At 29.3% G+C, this 25,384-nt stretch carries 25 protein-coding genes; 11 read left to right on the top strand and 14 right to left on the bottom strand.

The genetic code is table 11. From position 1 onward, the window contains the following. Positions 1-105 precede the first annotated feature (105 nt). A complete protein-coding gene (gene gcvP, locus HKP59_RS02935) occupies positions 106-2,955 on the bottom strand; it encodes an aminomethyl-transferring glycine dehydrogenase (RefSeq protein WP_291803282.1) in 2,850 nt (949 codons plus the stop codon). A gap of 370 nt (positions 2,956-3,325) precedes the next feature. Here gcvP and HKP59_RS02930 point away from each other — a divergent pair, with 370 nt between their 5' ends. The 3 genes from HKP59_RS02930 (at position 3,326) to HKP59_RS02920 (ending at position 5,543) form a co-directional block, all read left to right on the top strand. Further along, positions 3,326-3,940: a hypothetical protein gene (locus HKP59_RS02930; RefSeq protein ID WP_291803280.1), complete on the top strand. Its 615-nt coding sequence runs from the start codon at positions 3,326-3,328 to the stop codon at positions 3,938-3,940. Between the two features lie 5 nt (positions 3,941-3,945). Further along, positions 3,946-4,755 carry a class I SAM-dependent methyltransferase gene (locus tag HKP59_RS02925; protein WP_291803277.1) on the top strand — a complete coding sequence of 270 codons (810 nt, stop codon included), beginning with the start codon at positions 3,946-3,948 and terminating at the stop codon, positions 4,753-4,755. Between the two features lie 422 nt (positions 4,756-5,177). Then, complete coding sequence (locus HKP59_RS02920; protein ID WP_291803276.1) at positions 5,178-5,543, top strand: CoA-binding protein; 366 nt, start codon at positions 5,178-5,180, stop codon at positions 5,541-5,543. Positions 5,544-5,567: 24 nt separating this feature from the next. On the opposite strand, the gene HKP59_RS02915 is transcribed toward HKP59_RS02920, so the two are convergent. Then, the gene (locus tag HKP59_RS02915) at positions 5,568-5,852 is read right to left on the bottom strand and encodes a chaperone modulator CbpM (protein ID WP_291803275.1); all 285 of its coding nucleotides are present in this window, start codon (positions 5,850-5,852) and stop codon (positions 5,568-5,570) included. Further along, positions 5,852-6,742 carry a J domain-containing protein gene (locus HKP59_RS02910; RefSeq protein WP_291803274.1) on the bottom strand — a complete coding sequence of 297 codons (891 nt, stop codon included), beginning with the start codon at positions 6,740-6,742 and terminating at the stop codon, positions 5,852-5,854. The genes HKP59_RS02915 and HKP59_RS02910 overlap by 1 nt, the downstream gene beginning before the upstream one ends. 202 nt (positions 6,743-6,944) lie before the next feature. On the opposite strand from HKP59_RS02910, the gene HKP59_RS02905 reads away from it, so the two are divergent. Beyond that, positions 6,945-8,681 (top strand): ABC transporter ATP-binding protein, encoded by a 1,737-nt coding sequence (locus HKP59_RS02905; protein WP_291803273.1) that lies wholly within the window; start codon positions 6,945-6,947, stop codon positions 8,679-8,681. An 8-nt stretch (positions 8,682-8,689) separates the two neighbouring features. Here the strand turns inward: HKP59_RS02905 and HKP59_RS02900 are convergent, their stop codons facing one another. The 10 genes from HKP59_RS02900 to pyrR all read right to left on the bottom strand — a co-directional run bounded on the left by HKP59_RS02900 (position 8,690) and on the right by pyrR (position 16,016). Continuing rightward, positions 8,690-9,619, bottom strand: coding sequence for a glyoxylate/hydroxypyruvate reductase A (locus tag HKP59_RS02900; protein WP_291803272.1), 930 nt, complete (start codon positions 9,617-9,619; stop codon positions 8,690-8,692). A gap of 19 nt (positions 9,620-9,638) precedes the next feature. Further along, entirely contained in the window at positions 9,639-10,229 is a 591-nt protein-coding gene (locus tag HKP59_RS02895) for a GNAT family acetyltransferase (RefSeq protein ID WP_291803271.1), read from the bottom strand. A 28-nt stretch (positions 10,230-10,257) separates the two neighbouring features. Beyond that, on the bottom strand, positions 10,258-11,214 hold the full coding sequence (locus tag HKP59_RS02890; RefSeq protein ID WP_291803269.1) for a tRNA-dihydrouridine synthase family protein: 957 nt from the start codon (positions 11,212-11,214) through the stop codon (positions 10,258-10,260). Between the two features lie 13 nt (positions 11,215-11,227). Beyond that, complete coding sequence (locus HKP59_RS02885) at positions 11,228-11,848, bottom strand: class I SAM-dependent methyltransferase (protein ID WP_291803268.1); 621 nt, start codon at positions 11,846-11,848, stop codon at positions 11,228-11,230. Then, positions 11,835-12,749 (bottom strand): hypothetical protein, encoded by a 915-nt coding sequence (locus tag HKP59_RS02880; protein ID WP_291803267.1) that lies wholly within the window; start codon positions 12,747-12,749, stop codon positions 11,835-11,837. The genes HKP59_RS02885 and HKP59_RS02880 overlap by 14 nt, the downstream gene beginning before the upstream one ends. Before the next feature lie 164 nt (positions 12,750-12,913). Further along, the gene (locus tag HKP59_RS02875) at positions 12,914-13,831 is read right to left on the bottom strand and encodes a ribonuclease Z (protein WP_291803266.1); all 918 of its coding nucleotides are present in this window, start codon (positions 13,829-13,831) and stop codon (positions 12,914-12,916) included. Beyond that, positions 13,828-14,187, bottom strand: coding sequence for a T9SS type A sorting domain-containing protein (locus HKP59_RS02870; protein ID WP_291803264.1), 360 nt, complete (start codon positions 14,185-14,187; stop codon positions 13,828-13,830). The genes HKP59_RS02875 and HKP59_RS02870 overlap by 4 nt, the downstream gene beginning before the upstream one ends. 17 nt (positions 14,188-14,204) lie before the next feature. Continuing rightward, positions 14,205-14,537 carry a hypothetical protein gene (locus HKP59_RS02865; RefSeq protein WP_291803262.1) on the bottom strand — a complete coding sequence of 111 codons (333 nt, stop codon included), beginning with the start codon at positions 14,535-14,537 and terminating at the stop codon, positions 14,205-14,207. 5 nt (positions 14,538-14,542) lie between these two features. Further along, complete coding sequence (locus HKP59_RS02860) at positions 14,543-15,472, bottom strand: aspartate carbamoyltransferase catalytic subunit (RefSeq protein ID WP_291803261.1); 930 nt, start codon at positions 15,470-15,472, stop codon at positions 14,543-14,545. 4 nt (positions 15,473-15,476) lie between these two features. Then, positions 15,477-16,016 (bottom strand): bifunctional pyr operon transcriptional regulator/uracil phosphoribosyltransferase PyrR, encoded by a 540-nt coding sequence (pyrR, locus tag HKP59_RS02855; RefSeq protein ID WP_291803260.1) that lies wholly within the window; start codon positions 16,014-16,016, stop codon positions 15,477-15,479. Between the two features lie 136 nt (positions 16,017-16,152). Here pyrR and HKP59_RS02850 point away from each other — a divergent pair, with 136 nt between their 5' ends. The 5 genes from HKP59_RS02850 to HKP59_RS02830 all read left to right on the top strand — a co-directional run bounded on the left by HKP59_RS02850 (position 16,153) and on the right by HKP59_RS02830 (position 22,417). Further along, the gene (locus HKP59_RS02850) at positions 16,153-17,547 is read left to right on the top strand and encodes a tetratricopeptide repeat protein (RefSeq protein WP_291803259.1); all 1,395 of its coding nucleotides are present in this window, start codon (positions 16,153-16,155) and stop codon (positions 17,545-17,547) included. A 39-nt stretch (positions 17,548-17,586) separates the two neighbouring features. Continuing rightward, complete coding sequence (locus HKP59_RS02845; RefSeq protein ID WP_291803257.1) at positions 17,587-18,519, top strand: DUF368 domain-containing protein; 933 nt, start codon at positions 17,587-17,589, stop codon at positions 18,517-18,519. Positions 18,520-18,521: 2 nt separating this feature from the next. Next, positions 18,522-19,547, top strand: a complete 1,026-nt coding sequence (locus HKP59_RS02840) for a DUF368 domain-containing protein (protein ID WP_291803255.1) — start codon at positions 18,522-18,524, stop codon at positions 19,545-19,547. Next, a complete protein-coding gene (locus tag HKP59_RS02835; protein ID WP_291803254.1) occupies positions 19,540-20,286 on the top strand; it encodes a shikimate dehydrogenase in 747 nt (248 codons plus the stop codon). The genes HKP59_RS02840 and HKP59_RS02835 overlap by 8 nt, the downstream gene beginning before the upstream one ends. 130 nt (positions 20,287-20,416) lie before the next feature. Then, positions 20,417-22,417 (top strand): DUF349 domain-containing protein, encoded by a 2,001-nt coding sequence (locus HKP59_RS02830; protein WP_291803252.1) that lies wholly within the window; start codon positions 20,417-20,419, stop codon positions 22,415-22,417. Between the two features lie 36 nt (positions 22,418-22,453). On the opposite strand, the gene HKP59_RS02825 is transcribed toward HKP59_RS02830, so the two are convergent. After that, positions 22,454-22,951: a metallophosphoesterase family protein gene (locus HKP59_RS02825; RefSeq protein ID WP_291803251.1), complete on the bottom strand. Its 498-nt coding sequence runs from the start codon at positions 22,949-22,951 to the stop codon at positions 22,454-22,456. 66 nt (positions 22,952-23,017) lie between these two features. On the opposite strand from HKP59_RS02825, the gene truA reads away from it, so the two are divergent. Both truA and HKP59_RS02815 read left to right on the top strand, forming a co-directional pair. Further along, positions 23,018-23,770, top strand: a complete 753-nt coding sequence (truA, locus tag HKP59_RS02820) for a tRNA pseudouridine(38-40) synthase TruA (RefSeq protein ID WP_291803341.1) — start codon at positions 23,018-23,020, stop codon at positions 23,768-23,770. After that, positions 23,763-25,384, top strand: a 1,622-nt coding sequence (locus HKP59_RS02815) for an ABC transporter ATP-binding protein (RefSeq protein WP_291803250.1), incomplete at its 3' end; no start/stop codon positions are given. The genes truA and HKP59_RS02815, both read left to right, overlap by 8 nt.

Below are 25,384 nucleotides of genomic sequence, written 5' to 3'. Positions count from 1 at the left end.
ACGACAATATTATTACTTTTATGTTATTGCTTAATTGGAAAAGAAAAGTCTCGAGGAAACTCGAGACTTTTTAATTTATTATTATGTTATTTAGCTAGCTAAAAACTAATTTTCGATATAATCTTCAATTGGATTACATGAGCATATTAAATTTCTATCTCCATAGGCGTCATCAACTCGTCTTACTGAAGGCCAAAATTTATTTTCTTTAATATAAGGTAATGGAAAAGCAGCTTGCTGGCGGGTATATGGATAGTTCCATTCATCTGCCGTTAACATTTCTTGTGTATGAGGAGAATTTTTTAATGCAGAATTTAGGCTTCCAATTTCTGTAGCATCTATTTCGCCTTTGATGCTAATTAAAGCGTCACAAAAACGATCTAGTTCAATCTTATCCTCACTTTCAGTCGGTTCGATCATTAAAGTTCCGGCTACAGGGAATGAAACAGTTGGCGCATGATATCCATAATCCATTAATCTTTTCGCAACATCAGTAACTTCAATTCCTTTTGCTTTAAATTCTCTAAAGTCAACAATCATTTCGTGCGCGGCAAACCCATTTTCTCCAGCATATAAAATTTTGTAATGCTTTTCTAAGCGAGTTTTTATATAATTTGCATTTACAATAGAATCAATAGTGGCTTTTTTTAATCCATATGTACCCAACATTTTAATATATCCATAAGATATTAATACAACTAAAGCAGATCCCCACGGGGCTGATGAAACTGCATTTATAGCAGATTCTCCTCCTGTTGGAATTATTGGATTGGACGGTAAAAATGGTGCTAAATGTTTTGCAACGCAAATTGGGCCAACACCAGGTCCGCCACCTCCATGTGGAATTGCAAATGTTTTATGTAAATTTAAATGACAAACATCTGCTCCAATTATTGCAGGATTGGTTAAACCAACTTGTGCATTCATGTTTGCGCCATCCATATAAACTTGCCCTCCAAAGTCGTGAATAATTTTTGTAATTTCTTTAATAGTACTTTCAAAAACACCGTGAGTTGAAGGGTATGTTACCATTAATGCAGCTAAATTATTTTTATGAAATTCAGCTTTTTCTCTCAAATCATCAAGGTCAATATTTCCTTTTTCTGTTGATTTTGTAACGATTACCTTCATACCTGCCATTACTGCTGATGCCGGATTTGTTCCGTGAGCAGAAGAAGGAATTAAGCAAATATTTCTATGGCTATTACCTCTAGATTCATGATAAGCTTTTATTACCAATAAACCAGAATACTCTCCTTGAGCACCAGAATTAGGTTGCAGTGAAGTTGCTGCAAAACCAGTAATTTCATTTAATGCTGCCTCTGTTTCTTTAAAAACTTCTTGATACCCTTGCGCTTGTTCAATAGGCACAAAAGGATGCATATTTCCCCAATTTGGCCAGCTTAAAGGTAACATTTCTGAGGCTGCATTTAATTTCATAGTACAAGAACCTAGAGAAATCATAGAATGATTTAAGGATAGATCCTTTCTTTCTAATTTTTTGATATATCGCATCATTTCAGTTTCTGAATGATAATTTTCAAAAACTTCATTGATCATAAAGTTGGATGTACGAGTTAAACTTTTAGGTATAATGTTTTCTTCAATAGAGTTTAAAATAATAGAATTTTTATTTTCAGCTTGAGCTAGAATTGATAAAATTTGATTGATATCTTCTAAAGAAGTTGTTTCATTTAAAGAGATACTTATTAATGATTCACTCTGATAAAAGAAATTAACACAATGTTGTTCGGCAATTTCCTTCACTTTTAAAGCACTTGAAACTTCAATTAAAAGTGTATCAAAAAACGAACTATTTAATTGCTTGATGTTTAATTTTTGTAATCCATTGTTCAGAGTAGCTGCAAAATTTTGAATTTTATTCGCAATATAAATCAGTCCTTTTGGACCATGATAAACTCCATACATTCCAGCCATTACTGCTAAAAGAACTTGGGCCGTACAAATATTTGATGTTGCTTTTTCACGTTTAATGTGTTGCTCTCGAGTTTGTAATGCCATGCGCAATGCACGGTTTCCATCCGTATCTTGCGTAACACCAATTATTCTTCCTGGAATTGAGCGTTTGTATTCTTCTTTTGTTGCGAAATATGCCGCATGTGGCCCTCCATATCCCATGGGTATTCCAAAGCGTTGTGTAGTTCCAACTACAACTTCCGCGCCCCATTCACCTGGAGGTGTTAAAACGGCTAAGCTCATTAAATCAGCTGCTACAGCTATTCTTGCATTAAACAATTTAGCTTTTTCAGTAAAGGTCACATAATTATGTATTTGACCGCTTTTTGCTGGGTATTGAACCAAGCCGCCATAAACAGTATTTGAAAATTCGAAAGTTTCGTGATTTCCAAATATTAATTCAATTTCTAATGGAATTGCGCGAGTTTTTAATATGTCAATTGTCTGCGGTAAAACGTCTTCTGAAACAAAAAACTGTAATGCATTTTCTTTTTTTTGCGCTCGAGATCTTGTATTATAAAGCATAATCATCGCTTCAGCGGCAGCAGTTCCTTCATCTAGTAAAGATGCATTTGCTAATTCCATTCCTGTAAGCTCAGTTACCATAGTTTGGTAATTTAATAAAGCTTCTAAGCGACCTTGAGCAATTTCAGCCTGATAAGGTGTATAAGCACTATACCATCCTGGGTTTTCTAGGATGTTACGTTGAATTACGGCAGGAAGTACAGTTGGATGATAGCCTAAGCCTATGTAATTTTTAAATAATTTATTTTTATTTGCTAATTCTTGGATATGAGATAAGTATTCAAATTCACTTAGCGCTTTTGGTAGGTTAAGATTATTTGTCAATCGAATGTCAGATGGAATGGTTTTATCTATTAGTTCATCTACTGAAGATACTCCAATAGTTTTCACCATTTCATTAACTTCATTTTCACTTGGTCCTATGTGTCTTAAAACGAATGAGTCTGTTTTCATTTATGTATTTTTATATAAAAAATTAACGTGGTCAAAAATACTGAAATTTGTACAATTAAATTACTATTTTATTTACTGAATTCTAATATTTTGTTAACCAAAAAATGTTAGTATATCAACAAATACTTACATTTGGAAAATGCATGTTTTAAAAAAGATACTTGATTTTTATATTTTTAGTAATATTCACGTCGCATTATCAGGTTTTTGTCTAACAAAAATCACGTTAGTACAATTTGGAATAGAAAGTTATTTAACTCCTTTTTTTGTGGCACTTTCTATTATCATTTCGTATAATTTTATTCGTTTTTTTGAACTGAAGTACAAAAGACTTCAGTGGTACAAAAAGTGGTTTTTTAATCATCGAAAAATGTTATTATTAGTAGTTATATCATCAATTTTTTTATTGGGTTATATTCTAGTTAAAAGTAGTTTTAATTTACAATCATTTAAAATTCTTTTTCCATTTGCATTTATGACCTTGTTTTATGTTGTTCCATTATTTAAAACTAAAAAGATGGAGGTTTCCTTTCGAAATTTTCCATTTGTAAAAATAATTAGTATTGCAATTTCTTGGGCAGGAATAACTGTTCTTTTTCCTGTTTATGAAATAGGTATTAAGTTTACTTCAACTGTATATATTGAATTTTTTCAACGTTTTTTATTTTTGGTAGCTATTCTAATTCCTTTTGATATTAGAGATGTTATGATCGATCCAAAATCACTAAAAACATTACCGCAACTATTAGGGGTAGATAAGTCAAAGCTGGTTGGGTATATAATGTTAGTTGGCTTAATTTTTTTAGAATTTTTCAAGACTGAAAACAGCATTTATTTTACCTATATTTTGATAGTTGTTTCTCTAATTACCGCTTTATTTTTAATGTTCTCTTCTACGAAAAGAACACGCTATTATACAAGTTTTTGGGTGGAGGCAATACCAATAATATGGTTTGGTTTAATTATTTTATTTATAAAAATGTAACTATTATGGATGAGAATTATGAGAAGTTTTTCCAAGTAAATAAAGAAACTTGGGATAAAAAAGTAAGCATTCATGCGAAGTCTGAGTTTTATGATATTGAGGGATTTAAAAAAGGGAAATCTTCATTAAACAGTTATGAGTTAAATGAATTAGGAGATGTTAAAGGTAAGTCACTCTTACATTTACAATGTCATTTTGGACAAGATACTCTAAGTTTAAGCAGGTTAGGAGCAACTTGTACTGGAATTGATTTTTCAAGTGAAGGCATAAAGCAAGCCAAAACCTTAAATAAAGAATTAGGCTTAGACGCTAAGTTTATTGAAAGTAATTTATATGATGTACCCAAAAATGTTAAAGGTAAATTTGACATAGTTTTCACCTCATATGGAGTTGTTGGTTGGCTACCAGATCTGGAAAAGTGGGCTCAAATTATTGCAGATAAATTAAAGCCAGGAGGTGTGTTCTATTTAATTGAATTTCATCCAATAGTTTGGATGTTTGATTTTTTAGAAACTCCTCCAAAACTCACTTATCCTTATTTAAATGGAGGAGCGATATATGAAGAATATAAAGGAACATATACGAATAATGATGCCGAAATAATTAGTAAAGAATATGGTTGGAATCATGGTTTAGGAGAGGTGGTAAGTTCATTAATAAATGCTGGATTAGAAATTGAATTTTTACATGAATTTGAGAAATCACCTTATAATAGTTTTCCAAAAATGGAAAAGACATCTGACGGTATGTTTGTATTAACAGAGGGTCAACGAATGATTCCTTTACTTTATTCTATTCGTGCTATAAAAAAATAAAAGCCTCAAAAATGCAAGTTTTGAAGCTTTTTTAAAGGGTTAAAACTAATTCAAATAATTGTAGTCCTTTAATATTTTTATTTTCTATTTTGTCGTTTTTTAACATGGCTAAATTAATAGTTTAATTCTATTTTACTTGTTAATTATTAGTTAATTAAATGTGAATTATTCTATAAATTTTATAGAAACCCACCGTTTTCTTGGGTTTCATTATTATCTATATATTTATGTTTTCAAGGTTTCTAAATTGATACATATATCTAGCTTGCGCTATTCTACTTTTCCAGTTGAATTGAAATTAATTTTATATTGTTTGAATAGCGTATTATATATTCTAATTTATTTAATTTGTTGGATGTAAAATAGACTATTTGAAAACTTTTATGTTACTTTTACTAACCTACTATAATGAATTATTAACGATGAAGAATAAGAAAACCTTAGTGATTGGAGCATCATTAAATCCTAATAGATATTCATATTTGGCGATTCAAAAATTAATAGCGAATGCCATTGAAGTTAGGGCGTTGGGAAGAAAAAAAGGTGAGATTTTTAATGTTAAAATTAACACTTTTAAGAAATTTTTTAAAGATATCCACACAATTACCGTGTATCTTAATAAAAAAAATCAAGTTGAATTTTATAATTATATTTTAGAAATAAATCCAAAACGGGTTATTTTTAATCCAGGAACTGAAAATGTTGAATTGGAGAAATTACTTTCAAAAAATATGATTCCGTTTGAACGATCTTGCACATTAGTGTTATTAGGAATAGGTGAATACTAATTAAAATAAAGACTCTAAATAGCATTAGTTAGATAGTTTATTTTTAATGACGATTAACTCATTTTGTAATTCTTCTATTTTATTTAATAAATTAAAAACAACATCAATACCTTCTATATTAACATTTAATTCTTGATGAATTCGAATCATTTTTTCAACATCGGTAATTTTATCTTCATGGATATATTGAGATTCTTCTTCTGAAATAATTTCAATTAAGCCAAAGTCATTCAAGCTATGTATAAAAGAAATTTCAATATTGTAATGTTTGCATAAGGTGCTAATATGTATAATTTTTTTTGTGCTCATTACATTCTTAATTTAGAAAGTTGTGTAAAAAGTTCCTTTTCTTTTGCGGTTAGTTTTGTTGGTATATTTATTTTATATGTGATATATAAATCACCAAAAGAACCTTCTTTTTTATAAATTGGAAAACCTTTTCCCTTAAGTTTTACGGTTGTTTCATTTTGGGTTTCAGGAGGTATTTTTAGTTTCACTTTTCCATCAAAAGTTGGTATTGTAATATCATCACCTAATACTGCTTTGTACAAATCTATATTTACAGTTGTATGCAAATTATCATTTTCAAGTTTAAATTTTGTATTATTCGTAATAGTGAATTTTATATGTAAATCGCCTTTTGGTCCGCCATTTATTCCTTCTCCACCGTGGCCCTTAATTTTTATAATTTGACCATTTTTTATTCCTGCAGGAATCGTGAGTCTTATATTTTTTCCATTTATAGTTAATGTACGCTTGTGTGTTTTATAAACATCTGTAAGGTTAAGTTGTAATTCCGCATGGTAATCTTGTCCTCTAAATTTAACTGAATTTGTACTTCTTCTAGATGAACGTCCTCCAAACATAGATTCAAAGAAATCAGAGTAATCATTTTCATTAAAACCACGACTGCTTCCTTGTTGTTGACTTTGTTGGTATTGTTGTTGCCTTTCTGCCTTTTCAAAGTGCTCCGCATGTTCCCAATCTTTTCCATATTTATCGTATTTTTTACGATTTTCTTTATGGCTTAATACTTCATTAGCTTCATTAATTTCTTTGAATTTTTTTTCTGCCTCTTGGCTATTTGGATTTAAGTCTGGATGGTACTTTCTTGCTAATTTTCGGTAGGCCTTTTTTATATCAGCTTCCGAAGCATTTTTTGCAACACCTAATATTTTATAATAGTCTATAAAATTCATTTTATTAATTGTTGAATGTAGAACCTGACTTAAAGTTACGGATTAATTTTTATTAATTAAGGTCTTTATATTCATAATTATTTTAATAATGTTAAGTTTGAATAAATATTGAATATTAAAGTTTTAGTTAATTTTCAAGAAATTAATTACTGCCTAATTGTCAATTGTATTATTTTGGTTTGATATTCGACTAACTTACATTATGAAAAAAAATAAAGTATCATTTTATTGGGCATTTAAAGAATTTATTTGGCCAAGAAAGAAAATTGTCTTTTTAGGAATTATTTTAATTGTTTTAAGAAGTTTAGCAGGTTTGGTTTTACCTTATGCAAGTAAAAATTTGATTGATGATGTTATACCGGCGCAAGATGTTAACGCTTTAACAACCTTATTAATAATAGTATGTGTTGCCATATTAATTCAAGCTGTTAGCTCTTTTTCTTTAACACGCTTATTAAGTGTGGAAGCGCAACATCTAATATCATTGTTAAGAGCTAAGGTTCAAAAAAAGTTGCTCACATTACCAATTAGTTTTTTTGATAATAATAAATCTGGCGCATTGGTTTCAAGAGTAATGACTGATGTTGAAGGAGTAAGAAATTTAGTCGGAACAGGTTTAGTGCAGCTAGTAGGTGGATCTTTTACTGCGGTTATATCTTTGGTTATTTTGATAAAAATTAATGCTTTAATGACATTTTTTGTATTGGTGCCAGTTTCAATATTTGCAATTATTGCACTAAAGGCTTTTGGATATATTCGTCCTATTTTTAGAGCGCGCGGAAAAATTAATGCTGAAGTAACCGGAAGATTAACTGAAACTTTAAATGGCGTTAGAGTTATTAAAGGTTTTAATGCGGAAGAACAAGAAAATGAAACTTTTGAAAAAGGTGTAGAACGTTTATTTTTAAATGTGAAAAAGAGTTTAACTGCTACAGCTTTAATTACGAGTTCCTCCACTTTTTTATTGGGATTAGCTTCTGCAGGAATTATGGGAATTGGTGGTTATTTTATTATGAATAACAGTATGACGTATGGAGAGTTTATTTCCTTCACTTTGTTTTTGGGTTTTATGATTGCACCAATTGTTCAAATGAGTAATATTGGAAGTCAATTAACTGAAGCGATGGCAGGATTAGACAGAACTCAGGAACTAATGAATATGCCGGAAGAGGATAATTCAGAACTTAGAACAAAAAAATTAGACAGTATAAAAGGAGATATGCTTTTTAAAAATGTATCTTTTAGTTATGAGGAAAACAAAGAAGTATTGCATGATATTTCTTTTGAAGCACCTTCTGGAAGTGTTACTGCATTAGTCGGTTCATCAGGTTCTGGAAAATCTACCATTGCCGGATTGGCGGCAACTTTTTTAAACCCTACAAAAGGTAAAGTTACCATAGACGGTATTGATATTTCTGAAGTTAATCTTAGCAGTTTTAGAAGTCAGTTAGGAGTGGTACTCCAAGATGATTTTTTGTATGAGGGTACCATCCGTGAAAATATATTATTTCCAAGACCAAATTCTTCAGAAGAAGAATTATTGAAAGCCGTAAATGGTGCTTATGTAAATGAATTTACGGATCGATTTGAGGAAGGTTTAGATACTGTAATTGGAGAGCGTGGCGTTAAATTGTCAGGTGGTCAGCGTCAGCGAATATCTATTGCAAGAGCGTTGTTAGCAAACCCTAAAATTATTATTTTAGATGAAGCTACTTCAAATTTAGATACTGAAAGTGAATCTTATATTCAAAAGAGTTTACAAGGGCTTATGCAAGACAGAACAACTTTTGTTATTGCACATAGATTAAGCACAATTATTAAAGCCGATCAAATATTAGTTATAGAGGAAGGAAATATTGTAGAACTTGGAAAACACGATGAATTGATTTCAAAAAAAGGCAGATATTTTGATTTATATACCTATCAAAGTAGAATATAAAATTAGTATTAATAACCTTTTTGAATAGAAATAGTATGTAATAATTCTTGGGTATTAATAAAACGTCTATAGTTTTCTATAACCTGATTAATAACACTTTCGATGTTTGTCAGGCTAGCGATGTGAGGTGTGATTTTAATTTTTGGATGCGTCCAAAATGGATGATTTTCAGGTAAGGGCTCTTCGTGGAACACATCTAATAAAGCTCCTGAAAGATGTGAACTGTCTAATAATTTGATGAGGTCTTTATCAATTAAATGCTCTCCTCTTCCAACATTAATTAAGAAGGTTCCTGTTGTTAATTTTTGTAGTATTTTTTCATTTAAAATACCTTCGGTTTGTTTTGTTAATGGTAAAAGGTTGATTAAAAAGTTTGAATTTTCTAAGAAATCATCAAATTCGTGTGCCCCAGAAAAGCTGTGTACCTTTGAAATTTCCTTTTTTGAAGAGCTCCACCCTTTTACTTTAAATCCTAAATTCGCAAAATTTTCAGCAACTAAACCTCCAATTTTACCTAAACCCATTACAGCAATTGTTGTATTTTTTATTGATTGATATTGATGTTGTTTCCAAATTTTTAACTTTTGTTGATTTGCGTAATCTGGCAAATTTTTAATTTCTGATAATACAACAGCAACTAAAAACTCCCACATATCAATAGATAATTGTTTATCAATAATTCGTGTAATAATAGTGCTATTACTAATCTTTTGCGAGTTTGTTATATGATCAATTGAAGCACCAACTGATTGTATAACTTTTACGTTTGGGAATTTTGATAAAACATTATTTTTCGGTTTCCAACATATTACAAAATTAACAGTACTAGAATCTTTTACGTTTGGATAGACTTCTATTAATGTATTTGGTAGTTTTTCTTTTAATATTTTTTCCCAGGGACCAGAATCTTTATTTTCGAAAATTATTAAAATACTCATTATTAAGTGTTATCTTATATTATTTAGTTTTATATAATACCGTTTGTTTCATTTCAAAAGCAAGTCCAAGATACGTATTGTTATTGAAATTAAATTCATCAATTATTTTCCAACCTAGCTTTTTGGTGTGTGCTTTTTCAGAAATTATATTTACTTTATTTATGAACGTAATGCTAATTGGATATTTTTTTACAAATTCAATTCTCATCTCTTCAAAAATTAAATTTAGAACGCCTTTACCTCGATAATTTTTGTCAATACAAACTGGTCCATATTGAAAGCTGTTTTCTGTAGAAATTTTAATATTGTTAATTGATAGTGACGGAAAACGCGCTACCATAAAGTTAAATATATCCCATTGCTCAAAATATTTCCAACTTCCAGCAAATGCATAGGCTATAATTTTATTTTCATTGTTTGTAGCAATAAAAATTCCATTTTGTTTTATGATTTCTTCAATTTGATTTTCTGTGAATGGCGTAGTAACAAAACCTTTTTCACGCTCTTTGGTTGTTAAATTACTATATAAATTTTCTTCTTGAAGAGATAGAATACCTTGTATATCGGATGTATTTCCTAACCTGGTTTTAATACTTGATTTTAAAATCATAATTTTTAATAATTATAAATTTATTTTCTTAATAAATAGTAAGTTCAGTTTCTAAAATTTCTTTCACTGCTAATTCATAATTACGAATATTCTTTGCTTTTTTAATTTTCTTTAAAACTTTACGTGAATTTGAAAATTGTGTCGAAAAGTATTCCCATAAATGATACATTTTTAATAATAAATGAGTTGCTCCCGATAGTGATTCGCTATACCCTTGATAAAGTGTATCGTGAAATTTACTAAATAGTTCTATTTTGTTTTTTGGGTAATCTAAAGTATGATTTTTGATCATACTTGGTAAAAAAGGATCAGAAATAAGTCCTCTTCCAATCATCCAATGATCAATAGTAGGAAAACGTTCTTGCATTTCATTAAATTTAGTTACAGATGTAATATCACCGTTATAGTAAAGTTTGAGCTTTGAGTTATCTATACATTTTTGAAAAGCATCTAAATCAACGCCTCCTTTATAAAGTTGTTTGCCTAGTCGTGCATGTATTGCAATATTTTTTATTGGGTATGAGTTTAGTATAGGTAAAGCATTTAAAATTTCTTCGCTACTTTCGTATCCCAATCGCATTTTCATTGAAACAATGATATCAGATTCAGAATGAATTTTATTTAAAATACTATTTATTTTTTCAGGTTGACTAATAAGCCCAGAACCCATTCCGCATTTTGTAACCATAGGGTATGGACAACCTAGATTCCAGTTTAATTCTTTATATCCAAATTGCTGAACATAGTTAGCAACAAATAAAAATTCATCGGCATCATTAGTGATAATTTGAGGAATCACATTTAAATCGCTATTGTTTTCCGGAAGAATATCGCGTTCATAAGCCGGTTTAATAATACGTTTTCCATTTAACCGAATATAAGGTGAGTAGAACGTATCAATACCACCAAAATAGGTGTTGAAGGCATTTCTAAATCTAAAATCTGTAAAACCTTGAAGAGGTGAAGAAAGTAATGTAAAACTCATATTATTTGAAGTATTACACTTTTTTACAAATCATTAAAAACAGAGGATATTTTCTAATCTTATTCTCTAATTCTTTTTCTATCACATAGCTTATATTATAATATTCAATTTTAAACCCATTACTTATTAAAATTTCACTTAACTCTTTTTTATCAAATCCATTATGACCATCAAAATCAGGATGATTTATATGAAATGAGCCATCTTCTTTCACTAAATCGGCAATACATAAATACCCATTATGTTCTAATAAAGAATGAAATATTTGAGCAACTTTTTTTAAATCAATTATGTGATGCACTGTCATTAATGAATAAATCACATTAAATTTCCCAATATCCAAGTTCTCTTTAAGTAAGTCAACCAATAGAGGTTTAAAGTTTTTTATTGATAAGTTTTTGACTTTATCTTTTAATACTTCAATCATACCCTCTGAATTATCAGCTAGCGTAATTGTTTCAAAATTATCTTTTAATTGATAGCTTAATAAACCTGTGCCACAACCAAATTCTAAAGCATTATTAGTTGGTTTAGGTTTAATAAAGTCAATAATTTCATTTGCAAAAATTTTAGCTCTTTCAACTTTCATTGGGTTTTTATCCCAATCTTTAGCCTGTTTATCAAAGTGTTTCATATTTTTTTTTGTAGGGTATAGAAAGTTTTGCGTATTTGTTATGAATAATTAAAATTAAGACTCCAAATAGAACAGCCACGGTAATCAAAATAGTGTTTAACAAACCATCTACACCGAATGAAAGGCGTATGAGAATTGTTGAAATAATAAACCCAGAATTCCTTACTACCTTATTAAATTTGTCTGTATGTGCAAAGCTAAGTAAAAGTAACAATACATCTGTAAGAATTAGTACAGTGAAAAATTCATCAAAAAATATTTTATTGATATCTTTTCTAAAATCCACGAGTTGATTTATTGAAAAATAACTTTCATAAACCCAAGAAATTAAGTGAAAAGCAGCTAATCCTATAAAAAGAACAATTAAGAGCATTGCAATAACTTTCTTCATTTTAATAAATTTGGCAATTTCATTAGTAGGTTTTTTACTAGTTGTTTTTGCCTCATCTCTGAGTTTATAAAAAACATAAATTAGAAAAAACAAGATTATTGTAGCTAATAAGTCATAGGTAAATTGAAGATCTCCTTTAATTTGAAACCAGTTTGATGTTAACTCTAAATGAGACAAGTCTTTAAACAACCTTCGCACTAAAATTAACGTAATAATTTCGTATTGTTTACCTATGTAGGTAGTTATAGATTTTGGTAAATAATAAATTAACAAATAAACCTCATAAATTAGAATAAATGTAAAAGGTGTGTAAATAGCCGCTATTGGACTATTCAATAAATTAGATACAGGTAGTTTTATTAAATTTAATTCTCCTACAGCTATAAATAAAAGATGGACAATAAAACTAATAATTGCTATGTAAACAATAATTTTTTCACTCAATAGTTTTGTTCTTTTCGAAAGAAGAAGTGTGTTAAAAAAACGAAATAGTATATCTGCTCTACTCATAGCTTATCGATTAGGTTTAAGATTATTGATAAATAATAATATTTAAATTGAAAATCTTTACTGTCGATTTTTTATAAATGTAACTATTTTATAATAATTTGCAAATTGATATATTAAAAGTAGTTAATGTTTACAAGACCTATGAAAAGAAGGTGCACAATTATTTAATTTATTTCAAACACCTTACCAGCTTCTGCTAACAATGTATTTTTATAAATTTCTTGAGCTTCAGTTTTAAAGTCATCTATATTTTTATAACGACTGCTGAAATGTCCAATTATTAATTGTTTTACCTCTGCCTGTTTTGCAATACTTGCGGCTTGAGCTGCGGTTGAGTGTTTTGTTTTAGATGCCAACTCTTCTCGATCACTCAAAAATGTAGATTCGTGATATAGGCAGTTCACATTTTTTATGACTGGTATAATTTCTGGAAAATAGGAGGAATCGCTACAAAATGCGTAGCTTTTCGGTTTTGAAGGTTCAAAAGTTAACATCTCATTTTTTAAGATGGTTCCATTTTGTAATTTATAATCTCTACCGTTTTTTAAATTTTGATAGTCACAAACATCAATTTCTTTGAAATTACTTATTTCATCAATATTTAATTTACGTTCTCCTAATTTTTCCTTAAATAAAAAACCATTTGTATAAACTCTATGATTTAAAGGGATGGTGTGCACTTCAACTTTTTCATCTTCAAAAATAACTTCACTTTTTTTGGAAGTTAGTTCATGAAATAAAAGAGGATAATGTGTCCACGAGTTAGAGAGTTTTAATTGTAATGTAATAATTTCTTTTAATCCTTTAGGCGCATAAATATGTAGTTCAGTTTCTCTATTTAATAGAGTAAAAGTTGAAATTAATCCAATTAAACCATACATATGGTCTCCGTGTAAATGAGATATAAAAATATGTTTTATTTTCGAAAATTTAATTCCGTACTTTCTTAATTGAACTTGTGTCCCTTCACCGCAGTCAATCAAAAAATTATGATTTTTAATTTCTAAAAACTGAGAAGTTGGGTGTGCGTTTACTCTTGGTGTTGCTGAGTGGCAGCCTAAAATGGTGAGTTTTAAACTCATCTAATGATTAGTCTTTTTGAAATAATCTCGTTTTCAGTTTGTAACGAGTAAATATACATTCCCTTAATTAAGTCATATCTATAAAAAGGTATTGTATTATACCCAATTTTTGTAGTAACAAATTCGCTATACACTATTTTTCCTAGTAAGTTTTTTACTGCAAACTCTACTTTTTGAATTTTAGTTGATTGGAAATTGATTTTTGTATTTGAATTAAACGGATTTGGGTAGGCAGATACAGAAGAAATAGTGGTTCTTGAATCACTTTTGTTTATAGCAGATTCATCATTTTCATTTTGTTGGGCAAACGAAAAAGAGTAAAATAATATAAAAGTTATTAAAAGTAATTTTTTCATCAATACGCAAACTGTGTTTAAAATCCTAAATCTCTTTCTATGGCGTCCATTTCGAGAATATCTATCGCCTCTGTTAATGTTGGAACTACGTTAATTTCATCAGGGATTAAATCTATATCAATTCCCTCAGAAACAAGCACAAAACTTGTGCCATTATTCTTCCGTTCTTCACTTAACTTCAAAAATAGGATTAATTCTTCAATTTTAATGTTAAAAGTTTCTGAAAAATCAATAATTAAATGTTCATCCTTAAAATCTGAATAGTGTTTTTCAAATTCAATATAAAAAAGTGAAAATAATTTTTGATTTGGCTTTATGAGTGTATAATTTTTAGTTTTTGAAATGATCATCTACGTTATTGTTGAATTTGTTGTGCTAATAAATAAATAACTGCCATACGAACCGCAACTCCATTTTCAACCTGATTTAAAATAATAGATTGATCAGAATCCGCAACATCACTGGATATTTCTACGCCTCTATTTATAGGTCCCGGATGCATAATGGTAATTTTTTTTCCAATGGAATCAAGTAACTTTTTATTTATTCCAAATAGCTGTGCATATTCTCTGGTAGAAGGAAAATAATTTACTTCCATACGCTCATTTTGAACTCTTAAAACATTTGCAACATCGCACCATTCAAGTGCTTTTTTAATATCATATTCAATACCTACTCCCAAACTTTCTATATATTTTGGAATTAACGTTTTTGGTCCGCACACTTTAATGTGAGCACCTTGTAATTTTAATGCGTAGATATTTGAAAGTGCCACGCGCGAATGCAAAATATCACCAATAATTACAATATTTTTTCCTTCAACACTTCCTAGTTTTTCTCTTATAGAGTAGGAATCCAAAAGTGCTTGGGTTGGATGTTCATGAGTTCCGTCTCCAGCATTTACAATTTTAGCATTTACATGTTTTGATAAAAAGTCACAAGCTCCAACATTTGGATGTCTCATTACAATTATATCAACTTTCATAGATAAAATATTATTAGCTGTATCAATAAGTGTTTCTCCTTTTTTTACAGAAGATTGACTTGCTGAAAAGTTTATAATATCTGCAGACAAACGTTTTTCGGCTAATTCAAATGAAAGTTTGGTTCTAGTACTATTTTCAAAAAATAAATTAGCAATAGTTATATCTCTAAGCGATGGAACTTTTTTAATGGACCTATTTATAACTTCTTTAAAGTGATCGGCTGTTTTAAAAATTAAATCAATATCAGCTTTATTAATATGTTTTATGCCTAGTAGATGTTGTACGCTTAACTGACTCATAGAATTAATTATTTATTATATATACGGCATCAATTTTGTCTTTTTCTTTCCAATGCACTGCCACTTTTTCTTCATTTATAACGTCAACTTGTCTACCAGTGTAATCCGGTTGAATTGGTAAATGACGGCTAAACCTTCTATCTATCAGTACTAAAAGCTCAATATCTGAAGGTCTTCCAAAAGATTGAATTGCAGTTAAAGCAGCTCTAATACTTCTGCCTGAGAAAAGGACATCATCAATAAAAACTACATTTTTATTTTCCACAATAAAATCAATATGTGTTTTATTTGCTTCCAGAGGAGCTTCTCTTCGTCTAAAGTCGTCTCTGTAAAAAGTAATATCTAAAAGTCCTAATTTTACATTCGGAATTGCATATTCATTTTGTAAAATAGTAACTAAACGCTCAGCCAAAAAAACTCCTCTAGGCTGAATTCCAATAAGTACTGTATTTTCAAAGTTATGATGATTTTCAATTAACTGACAAGCCAATCGATGTAAAATTATATGAATTTCTTTAGAGCTAAGTAGTGTTTTTTTACTCATAGGAATACCAAACATTGTTTGGAAAACAAATATACAGCATTTTGTTAATTAATTTGTTAAAAACATTAGAAGTTAATTTTAAATGCTTAAAAAAGTTCTTGTACATTTATTTCTATAGAAAAAATAAATCTACTGTATGCCTTTTACTCCAAAAGAGAATAATATTGCATTATCTAAATTTGAATCAATGCTTAAAACCAATAGCGTTTATTTTTTTGATTCAATTGAATTTGAGCAAATTATCCATTATTATTTAGATTCAGGTAAAAACTCATTAGCAAAAAAAGCAATTAAGTTAGGATTAGCACAGCATCCAAAGTCCATTTTACTAAAACTGCTTCAAGCGGAATTATTAATTTTTGATGGTGATGTTGAGAAGGCTTCGAGCTTATTAAAAGAACTCCAAGCAATTGAACCAACTAACGAGGAAGTTTATGTGCAACAAGCAAATTTATGTTCAAAAAGGAATGATCATTTGGGTGCTATTAATTTATTGAAAATTGCTCTTGCTTATACTGATGATGAAGCAGATATTTTATCTATGATTGGAATGGAATATTTGTTTTTAGATAATTTTGATGAAGCAAGACTTAATTTTGCAAAATGTTTAGAAGTTGATTTTGAAGATTATTCTTCACTTTATAATATAATTTATTGCTTTGATATGGAAAGTAAAAATACTGAAGCTATAACTTATTTAAACGAATATATTGATAAAGATCCTTACTGTGAAGTAGCTTGGCATCAATTAGGAAGGCAATATTTTATAATAGAGAATTATGTTGAAGCCTTGCGAGCATTTGATTATGCAGTTCTAATTGATGAATATTTTGTGGGCGCCTATCTTGAAAAAGCAAAAACGTTAGAAGAGTTAAACAATTTCGAAGATGCTATAGAAAACTATAAAATAACCCTTGAATTAGATGATGCCACTTCATTTGTGTTTTTAAGAATAGGGGAATGCTATGAAAAACTAAATAATTCAAAGCAAGCCATTCATTACTACAAGAAAGCAGTTCATGAAGATCCATTATTAGATAAAGGATGGATTGCAATAACAAACATATATGTTAAAGGGAAAAAGTTTAGAAAAGCCTTATTTTATATTGATAAAGCGATAGAAATTGACGAACAAAATTCTATTTATTGGCGTAAATACGCTGAAATTAATTTAAATTTAGACTTATTTGAAGAGGCTGTCCATGCCTTTTATCAATGTCTTAAATTAAATGATTTTGATATTACAATATGGATTGGCCTAAGTGATACTTTATGTTATTTAGGAGAGTATGAGGAAGCATTGAAAAATTTATTAAAGGCGTCGTCTTATTTTAGAAATTTTGCAGAAATTGAATATCGATTAAGCGGCCTATGCTTTTTATTTAAAAACTATAAAAAAGGAGCAACTCATTTGAACAGCGCATTGAATATTGATTTCGAATATCAGTTTGTTTTGAAAGAAATATTTCCTAATGTTTTTAAAATGAAAGAGGTTCAGGACATAATATCTAGTTTCAAAAAAACTTCATAATAAAAATACTACATTTGTCAATCTAATATTTTAAGACAAATGCAACAACGAAATTTCATACATTATTTTGTAATTTTATTAAAAGGTATCGCTATGGGAGCTGCGGATGTTGTGCCAGGTGTTTCAGGAGGTACAATAGCTTTTATATCAGGAATTTATGAAGAATTACTATCTTCTATTAGTGCAATTAATTTTAAAACATTAAAGCTTTTTAAAACTACTGGTTTTAAGGCCACCTGGAAAGCTCTAAATGGTAATTTTTTACTTTCATTAGTTACAGGTATTTTTATTAGTGTTCTGTCTTTAGCAAAACTTATTTCTTGGTTATTAGAGAATCATCCAATTTTGGTTTGGTCGTTCTTTTTTGGTTTGGTTTTAGCTAGTATTTTATATATAGGCAAACAAATAACGCAGTGGAATACTTTTATTGTATTTGGCTTGTTGGTAGGTGCTGCTATTGCCTATTATGTTACTACACTGCAGCCACTAATATCGGAAAATTCGTCACCGCTATTTTTATTTTTAGCAGGAGCTTTAGCAATTTGCGCTATGATTTTACCAGGAATCTCGGGAGCATTTATTTTGGTTTTACTTGGAGCTTATAAACCCGTTTTAGAGGCTATACATAATAGAGATTTTAAATTAATTGCAATTTTAGGTTTAGGAGCAATAGTGGGTCTATTAACATTTTCTAAAGTGTTAAAATGGCTTTTTAGTAACTATAAGAATTATACACTAGCTGTGTTAACTGGATTTATTTTAGGTTCGTTAAATAAAATTTGGCCTTGGAAAGAAACAATCACCTGGAGATTGAACTCTAAAGGTATAAATGTTCCTTTAAATGAATTAAGCATTTCTCCTTTCTCTTATGAAGGAGATGCTCAATTAACATTAGCTATTGCATTATCTATTCTTGGGTTTGCACTTATTATTGTATTAGAAAAATTAGCAAATAAATTAGACACCTTATAACAATGGCAAGAAAAGATCGTACTCTTTTAGATAAGTTTTTCCTTTTTATAAAAGGACTATCAATGGGTGCTGCGAATAAGGTTCCAGGTGTTTCTGGTGGCACAGTTTCTTTTGTTCTTGGTTTTTATGAAGAAATGATTTATTCCTTTCGAAAAATAAATTATAAAGCATTTTTATTACTTATAAACGGACGGTTTAAAAGTTTTTACAACTATACAAACGCAACGTTTTTATTACTTGTTTTTGGAGGAAGTATGTTTAGCTATTTTAGTGTTTCATTGGCATTAGATTATTTGTTACAACATTACGAATTGTACGTTTGGAGTTCTTTTTTTGGAATGATTTTAGGCTCGATCTATTATATTTCAAAAGATTTTAACGATTGGCGGACAAGCAACATAATTTCTATGGTTATTGGAATTGGGTTAGGGATTGCTATAAGTTTTATGAACCCAGCGAAAGAAAATGATAATTTATGGTTTGTATTTATTTGTGGAATCATAGGTGTTTCAGGGATGACCTTACCAGGTCTTTCAGGTTCATTTATATTAATTTTATTGGGTAACTATGTGTTGCTGTTGGTAGATTCTGTAACTATGTTATTTAAAACATTTACTGAAATATTTGTTGGAGACTTTAGCTTTGTTGACAATGAAGAGCGTTTAAGATATCTTAAGATTATTGCATCTTTTACGGGAGGTTCGGCTTTCGGACTCGTAATTACCTCACATATTTTAGGATATGTTTTAAAGCGTTGGCACCAAATTGTCACAGCATTAATTATTGGTTTTATAACAGGGTCTTTAGGTATTGTTTGGCCTTGGAAAAAAGAGGTCTACAAATTTGAAAATGGAAAAGCACTTATTGATGTGAATGGAAATAAAGTTATTGAAAATTTTCAGCGATATTTTCCTGACTTTTCAATGCAAGAAACCTGGATGGCAATATTTTACATCATAGTTGGTTTAGGTATAATTTTATTAATTGATAAATACGGAACAGAACGTAAAGAATATATTGATGAGTAATCGTTTAAAATTTGGTTTAGTTGGAAAAAATATTTCATATTCCTTCTCAAAAAAGTATTTCACAGAAAAATTTCAAGAGTTAGGTTTACAGCATAATGAATATAAAAATTATGATCTTCCCGAAATAGAAGAATTTCCATTCATTTTATATCATAAGGAAGAAGATTTTAAAGGTTTCAATGTAACTATCCCTTATAAACAATCAATAATAAAATATTTAGATGATGTTCAAGGTGACGCTAAAGATATTGGAGCCGTTAACACCATAAAAGTAACTAAAGATAATACTTTAGTTGGCTATAATACAGATGTATATGGGTTTCAAAGGTCCATAGAGCCACTTTTACAAAAACATCATACCAAAGCGCTTATTTTAGGTACTGGCGGTGCTTCAAAAGCAATTGCCCATGCTTTATCTAAATTTGGTATAGCATATAGATTTGTTTCAAGAAATATTATAGACAAAGGATTTTTGTATACGGCTTTAACAAAGGAGATAATTGAAGAGCACACAATTATTATAAATTGTTCACCAATTGGGACATTCCCCAACATTGACAATTCACCAAATATTCCGTATCAATTTATTACCAATAAGCATATACTTTTTGATTTGATTTATAACCCTAATAAGACTAAATTTTTACAGGAAGGAGAAAAAATAGGAGCGACCATAAAAAATGGACTCGAAATGCTAGAATTTCAAGCTGAAAAGTCTTGGGAAATATGGAATTCCTAAAAAAGAAATCCTTAAATTTACGCAACTTTTAATAAGATTTTACATCTTATATTGAAATAGGAATTTTATTTTAAATACCTACTTTTAGATTATTAATGAAAATAATTAATTGAACCTTAAACATTTTTATATGTTAGACCAAAGTAATATAGTGCCAAATGAAAACGAAAGTAATGTAACTTCCCAAAATTCTGAAACCTCAGAAGAAAACAAATTAGCTGAAGTAAATAAAGAAGAAATTTCTTCATCAATAAAAAATGAAGATACTGTTTCAACACCAAAAGTTGTCGTAGAAAATTTAGAGGGTGAAGAGTCTGTAACTACAAAAAAAACCAAAGCCCCTTCAGCTGAAAAAGCTATTGATGAAATTGAAAGTAAAATTGCTGAAAGTTCTGAAAAAACAGATTCTGTAGCTATTGAAATGGTTGATTATGAAAAGCTTAGTTTAGAAGATCTGGTAAAAGAATTAAGCGATTTAGTGAATAATCATCCTATTCAAAGTATTCATAATAATGTAAATACTATTAAAAACATATTTAATGTTAAGTTTGGAGAATTACTAAAAAAAGAAAAAGAGCTATTTATAAAAGATGGAGGAGAAGTTGTAAATTTTCAATATAGTAATCCAGTAAAATCAAAATATAATAGTATACTTTATGATTATAAGGTAAAAAAGAATGAGTTTTACGCAAATCAGGATAACCAATTAAATGAAAATCTTAAGAACAAGTTAGCTTTAATTGAAGATTTAAAACACTTAATTGACCATGCAGAAGGAGCTACTATGTATAAAAACTTTAAGGCTATTCAAGAGAAGTGGAGAGAAATTGGGCCAATTCCTAGAGCTAAATATAATGATACTTGGAGAACGTATGAACATCATGTGGAGCGTTTTTACGACTTGTTGCATTTAAGTAACGATTTAAGAGATCTTGATTTTAAACATAATTATGAAGAGAAATTAGCCCTAGTTGTTAAAGCTGAAGAATTAGCTGAATTAGAAGATATAAATCTCGCGTTTAATGAACTACAAAATTTACATAAGCTTTGGAAAGAAGAGGTAGGTCCAGTTGGTAGAGAGCATAGAGAAGAAGTTTGGGAGCGTTTTAGTGCGGCTACAAAAAAAGTACACGATAAGCGTCACGAATTTTTCAAAGATTTAAAGTCTAAATTTGATGATAATGTTGATGAAAAGTTAGCAGTTATTTCTAGTATAGATTCAATAGATACCTCAAAAAACAAGAATAGATCTGATTGGCAAAAAAGTATAAAAGAACTTGAAGCTCTTAGGAATAAATTTTTTAGTATTGGGCAAGTTCCTAGAGCAAAAAGCAATGAAATTTGGACAAAATTTAAAGAATCTACAAGAAAATTTAATGTTGAAAAAAACAATTATTTTAAAAACTTAAAAACAGAACAATTAGATAATTTAAATGCTAAGAAATTACTAATTAAACGTGCTGAAGAACTTAAGGATAGTGAAGATTGGGATGTAGCTACAGATATAATGAAGAAAATTCAATCTGATTGGAAACAAATTGGTCACGTACCTCGCAAATATTCTGATAAATTATGGAAGGAATTTAAGGATGCTTGTAACCATTATTTCGATAGACTTCATGCTCAACAAGATGAAGGAAATAAAGAAGAGTTAGAGGTGTTTAATAAAAAGAAAGAATTATATGAAGATATTAAAAAGGTTCTTGACGAAAAAGAGGAAATAACTTTAGAAAAACTTAAAGTTTTTGTGAATAGTTGGAGAGATTTAGGTAGAGTACCATTTGAAAAGAAACATATTGAGGCTAAATTTAACAAGTTGATTGATAAAATTGTTGAATCAAATTCCATTGATGCTAAAGAAGTTCAAATGATTAAATTTGAAAATTTAATTAATAGTTATTTAGATCAAAAAAATTATCATAAATTAAATAATGAACAACTTTTTGTAAGGAAAAAGATTGATGAAACAGTTAGAGAAATTCAGCAGTTAGAAAATAATATAGGATTTATTTCAAATGCTTCTGCTGATAGTCCGCTCCTTAAAAACGTTATGGATAATATAAATGTCTACAAGGAAAAATTAGAAGTGTGGAAAATGAAGTTGTCTTATTTATCAAAATTAGATTATTAATACTTAAATAAAAAGGTCTGCAATTGCAGACCTTTTTTATTTTCTTTGTTCAAGTTCAATAACCTCAAGGTTTGTTACTTTTTCTCCATTAATTTCAAATCGAAGCATCGTTCGTATTTTATGAAACCCATGTTTTCCTGCAGCGCCTGGATTCATATGCAATAGGTGTAGCTTTTTATCAAACATTACTTTTAAAATATGCGAATGGCCACTAATAAACAATTGTGGAGGATTCGTAGAAATTTCATCCTTAATTCTTTTATCATATTTATTTGGGTATCCACCAATATGGGTCATCCAAACAGATACATTTTCAATAGTAAACTTATTATCTAATGGAAATTCAGACCGTATTGATGCGTTGTCAATATTCCCAAAGACAGCACGTATAGGTTTTAATTTTTTAATGATGTCTATAACTTCGATTGATCCAATATCTCCGGCGTGCCACACTTCATCAGCTTGCTTAACAAACTTTAGAATTTGCTTATCAATAAAGCTATGCGTATCAGAAAGTAATAATATTTTTTTCATTTGTTTTGGAATTCAAAAATAACAAATATGATGTATATTTGCAGTCGTACAAAAATAGCATTTCAATTGAGATATTTTATTGAATTATCATATAAAGGAACATTTTATCATGGTTGGCAAGCTCAGCCAAAAGCTATTAGTATTCAAGAGTCATTAAATAAAGCATTGACAACTATTTTTAGAAAAACAATTGATGTAGTTGGGGCTGGAAGAACAGATGCTGGAGTACATGCCGAGCAATTATTTGCTCATGTAGATGTAAGTGAAGATTTTGATAAAAATGATCTTGTTTATAAGCTAAACTCATTATTACCTAGCGATATTGTGATTCAAAACATTTTTGCAACATCAGATAAGGCACATGCTCGTTTTGATGCTACCAGTAGAAGCTACGAGTATCGTATTTTTTTGGGTAGAAATCCATTTTTAATTGATACCACTTGGCAGCTTATTAATAAAAAGTTAAATGTTGATAAAATGAATGAGGCTGCACAAATTTTACTAACTTACACTGATTTTAAATCTTTTTCAAAAACTAAAACAGATGTAAAAACCTATAATTGTGATGTGAGGAAAGCCGTGTGGGTTCAATCAGGTGGTTTGCTTACTTTTTATATAACTGCAGATAGGTTTTTAAGAAATATGGTTAGGGCCATTGTTGGGACTTTACTTGATGTAGGTTTAGAAAAAATTACTTTAGAAAAATTTAGAGAAATAATTGAAAGCAGAGAAAGATGTAATGCTGGTACTTCTGCACCTGCAAAAGGGTTATTTTTAACTCAGGTAACTTATCCGAAAACAATATTTATTCATGAGTAAAAAGGTCACAGGGAAAGCATTTGACGCTAAAATATTTAAACGATTAATGAGTTTTGCTTCGGACTATAGAAGTGAATTTCTTATTGGTACCATTTCTGCCATTTTATTATCTGGAGTATCAGTAGTAAAACCAATTTTATTGCAAGAAATTGTAAATAATTATTTTGCAAATAAAGATAAAGAAGGCCTCTTATATTTCTCGTTGTTAATGATTGTTTTTCTATTATTGGAAGTTCTAATGCAGTTTATATTTATATACAAAGTAAATTGGTTAGGCCAACATATTATAAAAGACATTAGAGTACAATTACAAAAGCACATGTTACATTTTAAAATGGCATACTTTGATAATTCTTCGGTAGGGAAATTAGTAACTAGGTTAGTTTCAGATACGGAGACAATAGCACAATTTTTTGGCCAAGGTTTATTTATGATTGTTAGTGATTTGTTAAAAATGTTTGTGGTTGCTTTGGTAATGCTATGGATGAATTGGAAATTAGCCTTAATTGCATTTATTGTACTTCCAATCTTAATTTATGCAACTAAATTATTTCAAATTGCTATTAAATCTGCCTTTCAAGAGGTGAGGGCTCAAGTAGCAAATTTAAATGGATTTGTGCAAGAGCGTGTAACAGGTATGAATATTGTTCAGTTATTTAATAGAGAAAAAATTGAATATCAGAATTTTGTTAAGATTAATGAAAAGCATAAAAAAGCGCATATTAAAACCGTTTGGTATTATTCTATTTTCTTTCCAATAGCTGAAATTTTATCTTCAATTGCAGTTGGTTTACTAGTTTGGTATGGAGGTCTGGATATAGTAAATAATGGAGCAACTAATGCAGGGCAAATTATTGCATTTATTATGATGTCGCAAATGTTGTTTAGACCATTGAGACAAATAGCGGATAAATTTAATACACTTCAAATGGGCATGGTTGCAGGAGATCGTGTATTTGAAGTGCTAGATACTCAAAGTCAAATTGATAAAACAGGTAAGGTTGAAGCAACTCACTTTAATGGAGATATTTCATTTAAAAAAGTACACTTTAGTTATGTTAAAGGAGAAGAGGTTTTAAAAGGAATTTCATTTCAAGTAAAAGCAGGAGAAACTGTCGCAATTGTTGGTGCTACTGGTGCTGGAAAATCGACTATTATTAATTTGGTAAATCGGTTTTATGAAATTGATAAAGGTGAAATTTGTATCGATAATCATAATATTAATCAATATACTCTAAGGTCGTTGCGGAATGAAATTGCTGTTGTTTTACAAGATGTATTTTTATTTTCTGATACGATTTTTAAAAATATAATTTTAAGCGATACTTCTATTACTTTAGATGAAGTTAAAAAAGCTGCAAAAGAAATAGGAATTCATAAGTTTATAATGAGTTTGCCCGATGATTACAATTACAATGTAAAGGAAAGAGGAGCCATGTTATCTTCAGGACAGCGACAGTTAATTGCCTTTTTGCGTGCTTATGTGAGTAAACCAAGTGTGTTAATTTTAGATGAAGCAACATCTTCAATAGATTCTTATTCAGAGAAATTAATTCAAAAAGCTACAGATAAAATTACAAAGCATCAAACATCCATAATTATTGCACACAGACT

The organism is Lutibacter sp. (genome assembly GCF_013041805.1).
Classification (GTDB): Bacteria; Bacteroidota; Bacteroidia; order Flavobacteriales; family Flavobacteriaceae; genus Lutibacter.
Note: the sequence above shows the minus strand (reverse complement) of the source record. Positions and strands in the feature narration are given on the sequence as shown.

Bases quoted from the DNA above. Each gene is read 5' to 3' on its own strand.
- HKP59_RS02870 (WP_291803264.1), bottom strand. From the start codon at position 14,187: ATGAAAAAATTACTTTTAATAACTTTTATATTATTTTACTCTTTTTCG.
- HKP59_RS02925 (WP_291803277.1), top strand. From the start codon at position 3,946: ATGGATGAGAATTATGAGAAGTTTTTCCAAGTAAATAAAGAAACTTGG.
- HKP59_RS02860 (WP_291803261.1), bottom strand. From the start codon at position 15,472: ATGAGTCAGTTAAGCGTACAACATCTACTAGGCATAAAACATATTAAT.
- HKP59_RS02905 (WP_291803273.1), top strand. From the start codon at position 6,945: ATGAAAAAAAATAAAGTATCATTTTATTGGGCATTTAAAGAATTTATT.
- pyrR (WP_291803260.1), bottom strand. From the start codon at position 16,016: ATGAGTAAAAAAACACTACTTAGCTCTAAAGAAATTCATATAATTTTA.
- HKP59_RS02825 (WP_291803251.1), bottom strand. From the start codon at position 22,951: ATGAAAAAAATATTATTACTTTCTGATACGCATAGCTTTATTGATAAG.
- HKP59_RS02840 (WP_291803255.1), top strand. From the start codon at position 18,522: ATGGCAAGAAAAGATCGTACTCTTTTAGATAAGTTTTTCCTTTTTATA.
- HKP59_RS02880 (WP_291803267.1), bottom strand. From the start codon at position 12,749: ATGAGTAGAGCAGATATACTATTTCGTTTTTTTAACACACTTCTTCTT.
- HKP59_RS02910 (WP_291803274.1), bottom strand. From the start codon at position 6,742: ATGAATTTTATAGACTATTATAAAATATTAGGTGTTGCAAAAAATGCT.
- HKP59_RS02890 (WP_291803269.1), bottom strand. From the start codon at position 11,214: ATGAGTTTTACATTACTTTCTTCACCTCTTCAAGGTTTTACAGATTTT.
- HKP59_RS02920 (WP_291803276.1), top strand. From the start codon at position 5,178: ATGAAGAATAAGAAAACCTTAGTGATTGGAGCATCATTAAATCCTAAT.
- HKP59_RS02865 (WP_291803262.1), bottom strand. From the start codon at position 14,537: ATGATCATTTCAAAAACTAAAAATTATACACTCATAAAGCCAAATCAA.
- HKP59_RS02900 (WP_291803272.1), bottom strand. From the start codon at position 9,619: ATGAGTATTTTAATAATTTTCGAAAATAAAGATTCTGGTCCCTGGGAA.
- HKP59_RS02850 (WP_291803259.1), top strand. From the start codon at position 16,153: ATGCCTTTTACTCCAAAAGAGAATAATATTGCATTATCTAAATTTGAA.
- HKP59_RS02835 (WP_291803254.1), top strand. From the start codon at position 19,540: ATGAGTAATCGTTTAAAATTTGGTTTAGTTGGAAAAAATATTTCATAT.
- HKP59_RS02830 (WP_291803252.1), top strand. From the start codon at position 20,417: ATGTTAGACCAAAGTAATATAGTGCCAAATGAAAACGAAAGTAATGTA.
- HKP59_RS02915 (WP_291803275.1), bottom strand. From the start codon at position 5,852: ATGAGCACAAAAAAAATTATACATATTAGCACCTTATGCAAACATTAC.
- HKP59_RS02875 (WP_291803266.1), bottom strand. From the start codon at position 13,831: ATGAGTTTAAAACTCACCATTTTAGGCTGCCACTCAGCAACACCAAGA.
- HKP59_RS02845 (WP_291803257.1), top strand. From the start codon at position 17,587: ATGCAACAACGAAATTTCATACATTATTTTGTAATTTTATTAAAAGGT.
- HKP59_RS02895 (WP_291803271.1), bottom strand. From the start codon at position 10,229: ATGATTTTAAAATCAAGTATTAAAACCAGGTTAGGAAATACATCCGAT.
- HKP59_RS02930 (WP_291803280.1), top strand. From the start codon at position 3,326: ATGTTATTATTAGTAGTTATATCATCAATTTTTTTATTGGGTTATATT.
- HKP59_RS02885 (WP_291803268.1), bottom strand. From the start codon at position 11,848: ATGAAACACTTTGATAAACAGGCTAAAGATTGGGATAAAAACCCAATG.
- gcvP (WP_291803282.1), bottom strand. From the start codon at position 2,955: ATGAAAACAGACTCATTCGTTTTAAGACACATAGGACCAAGTGAAAAT.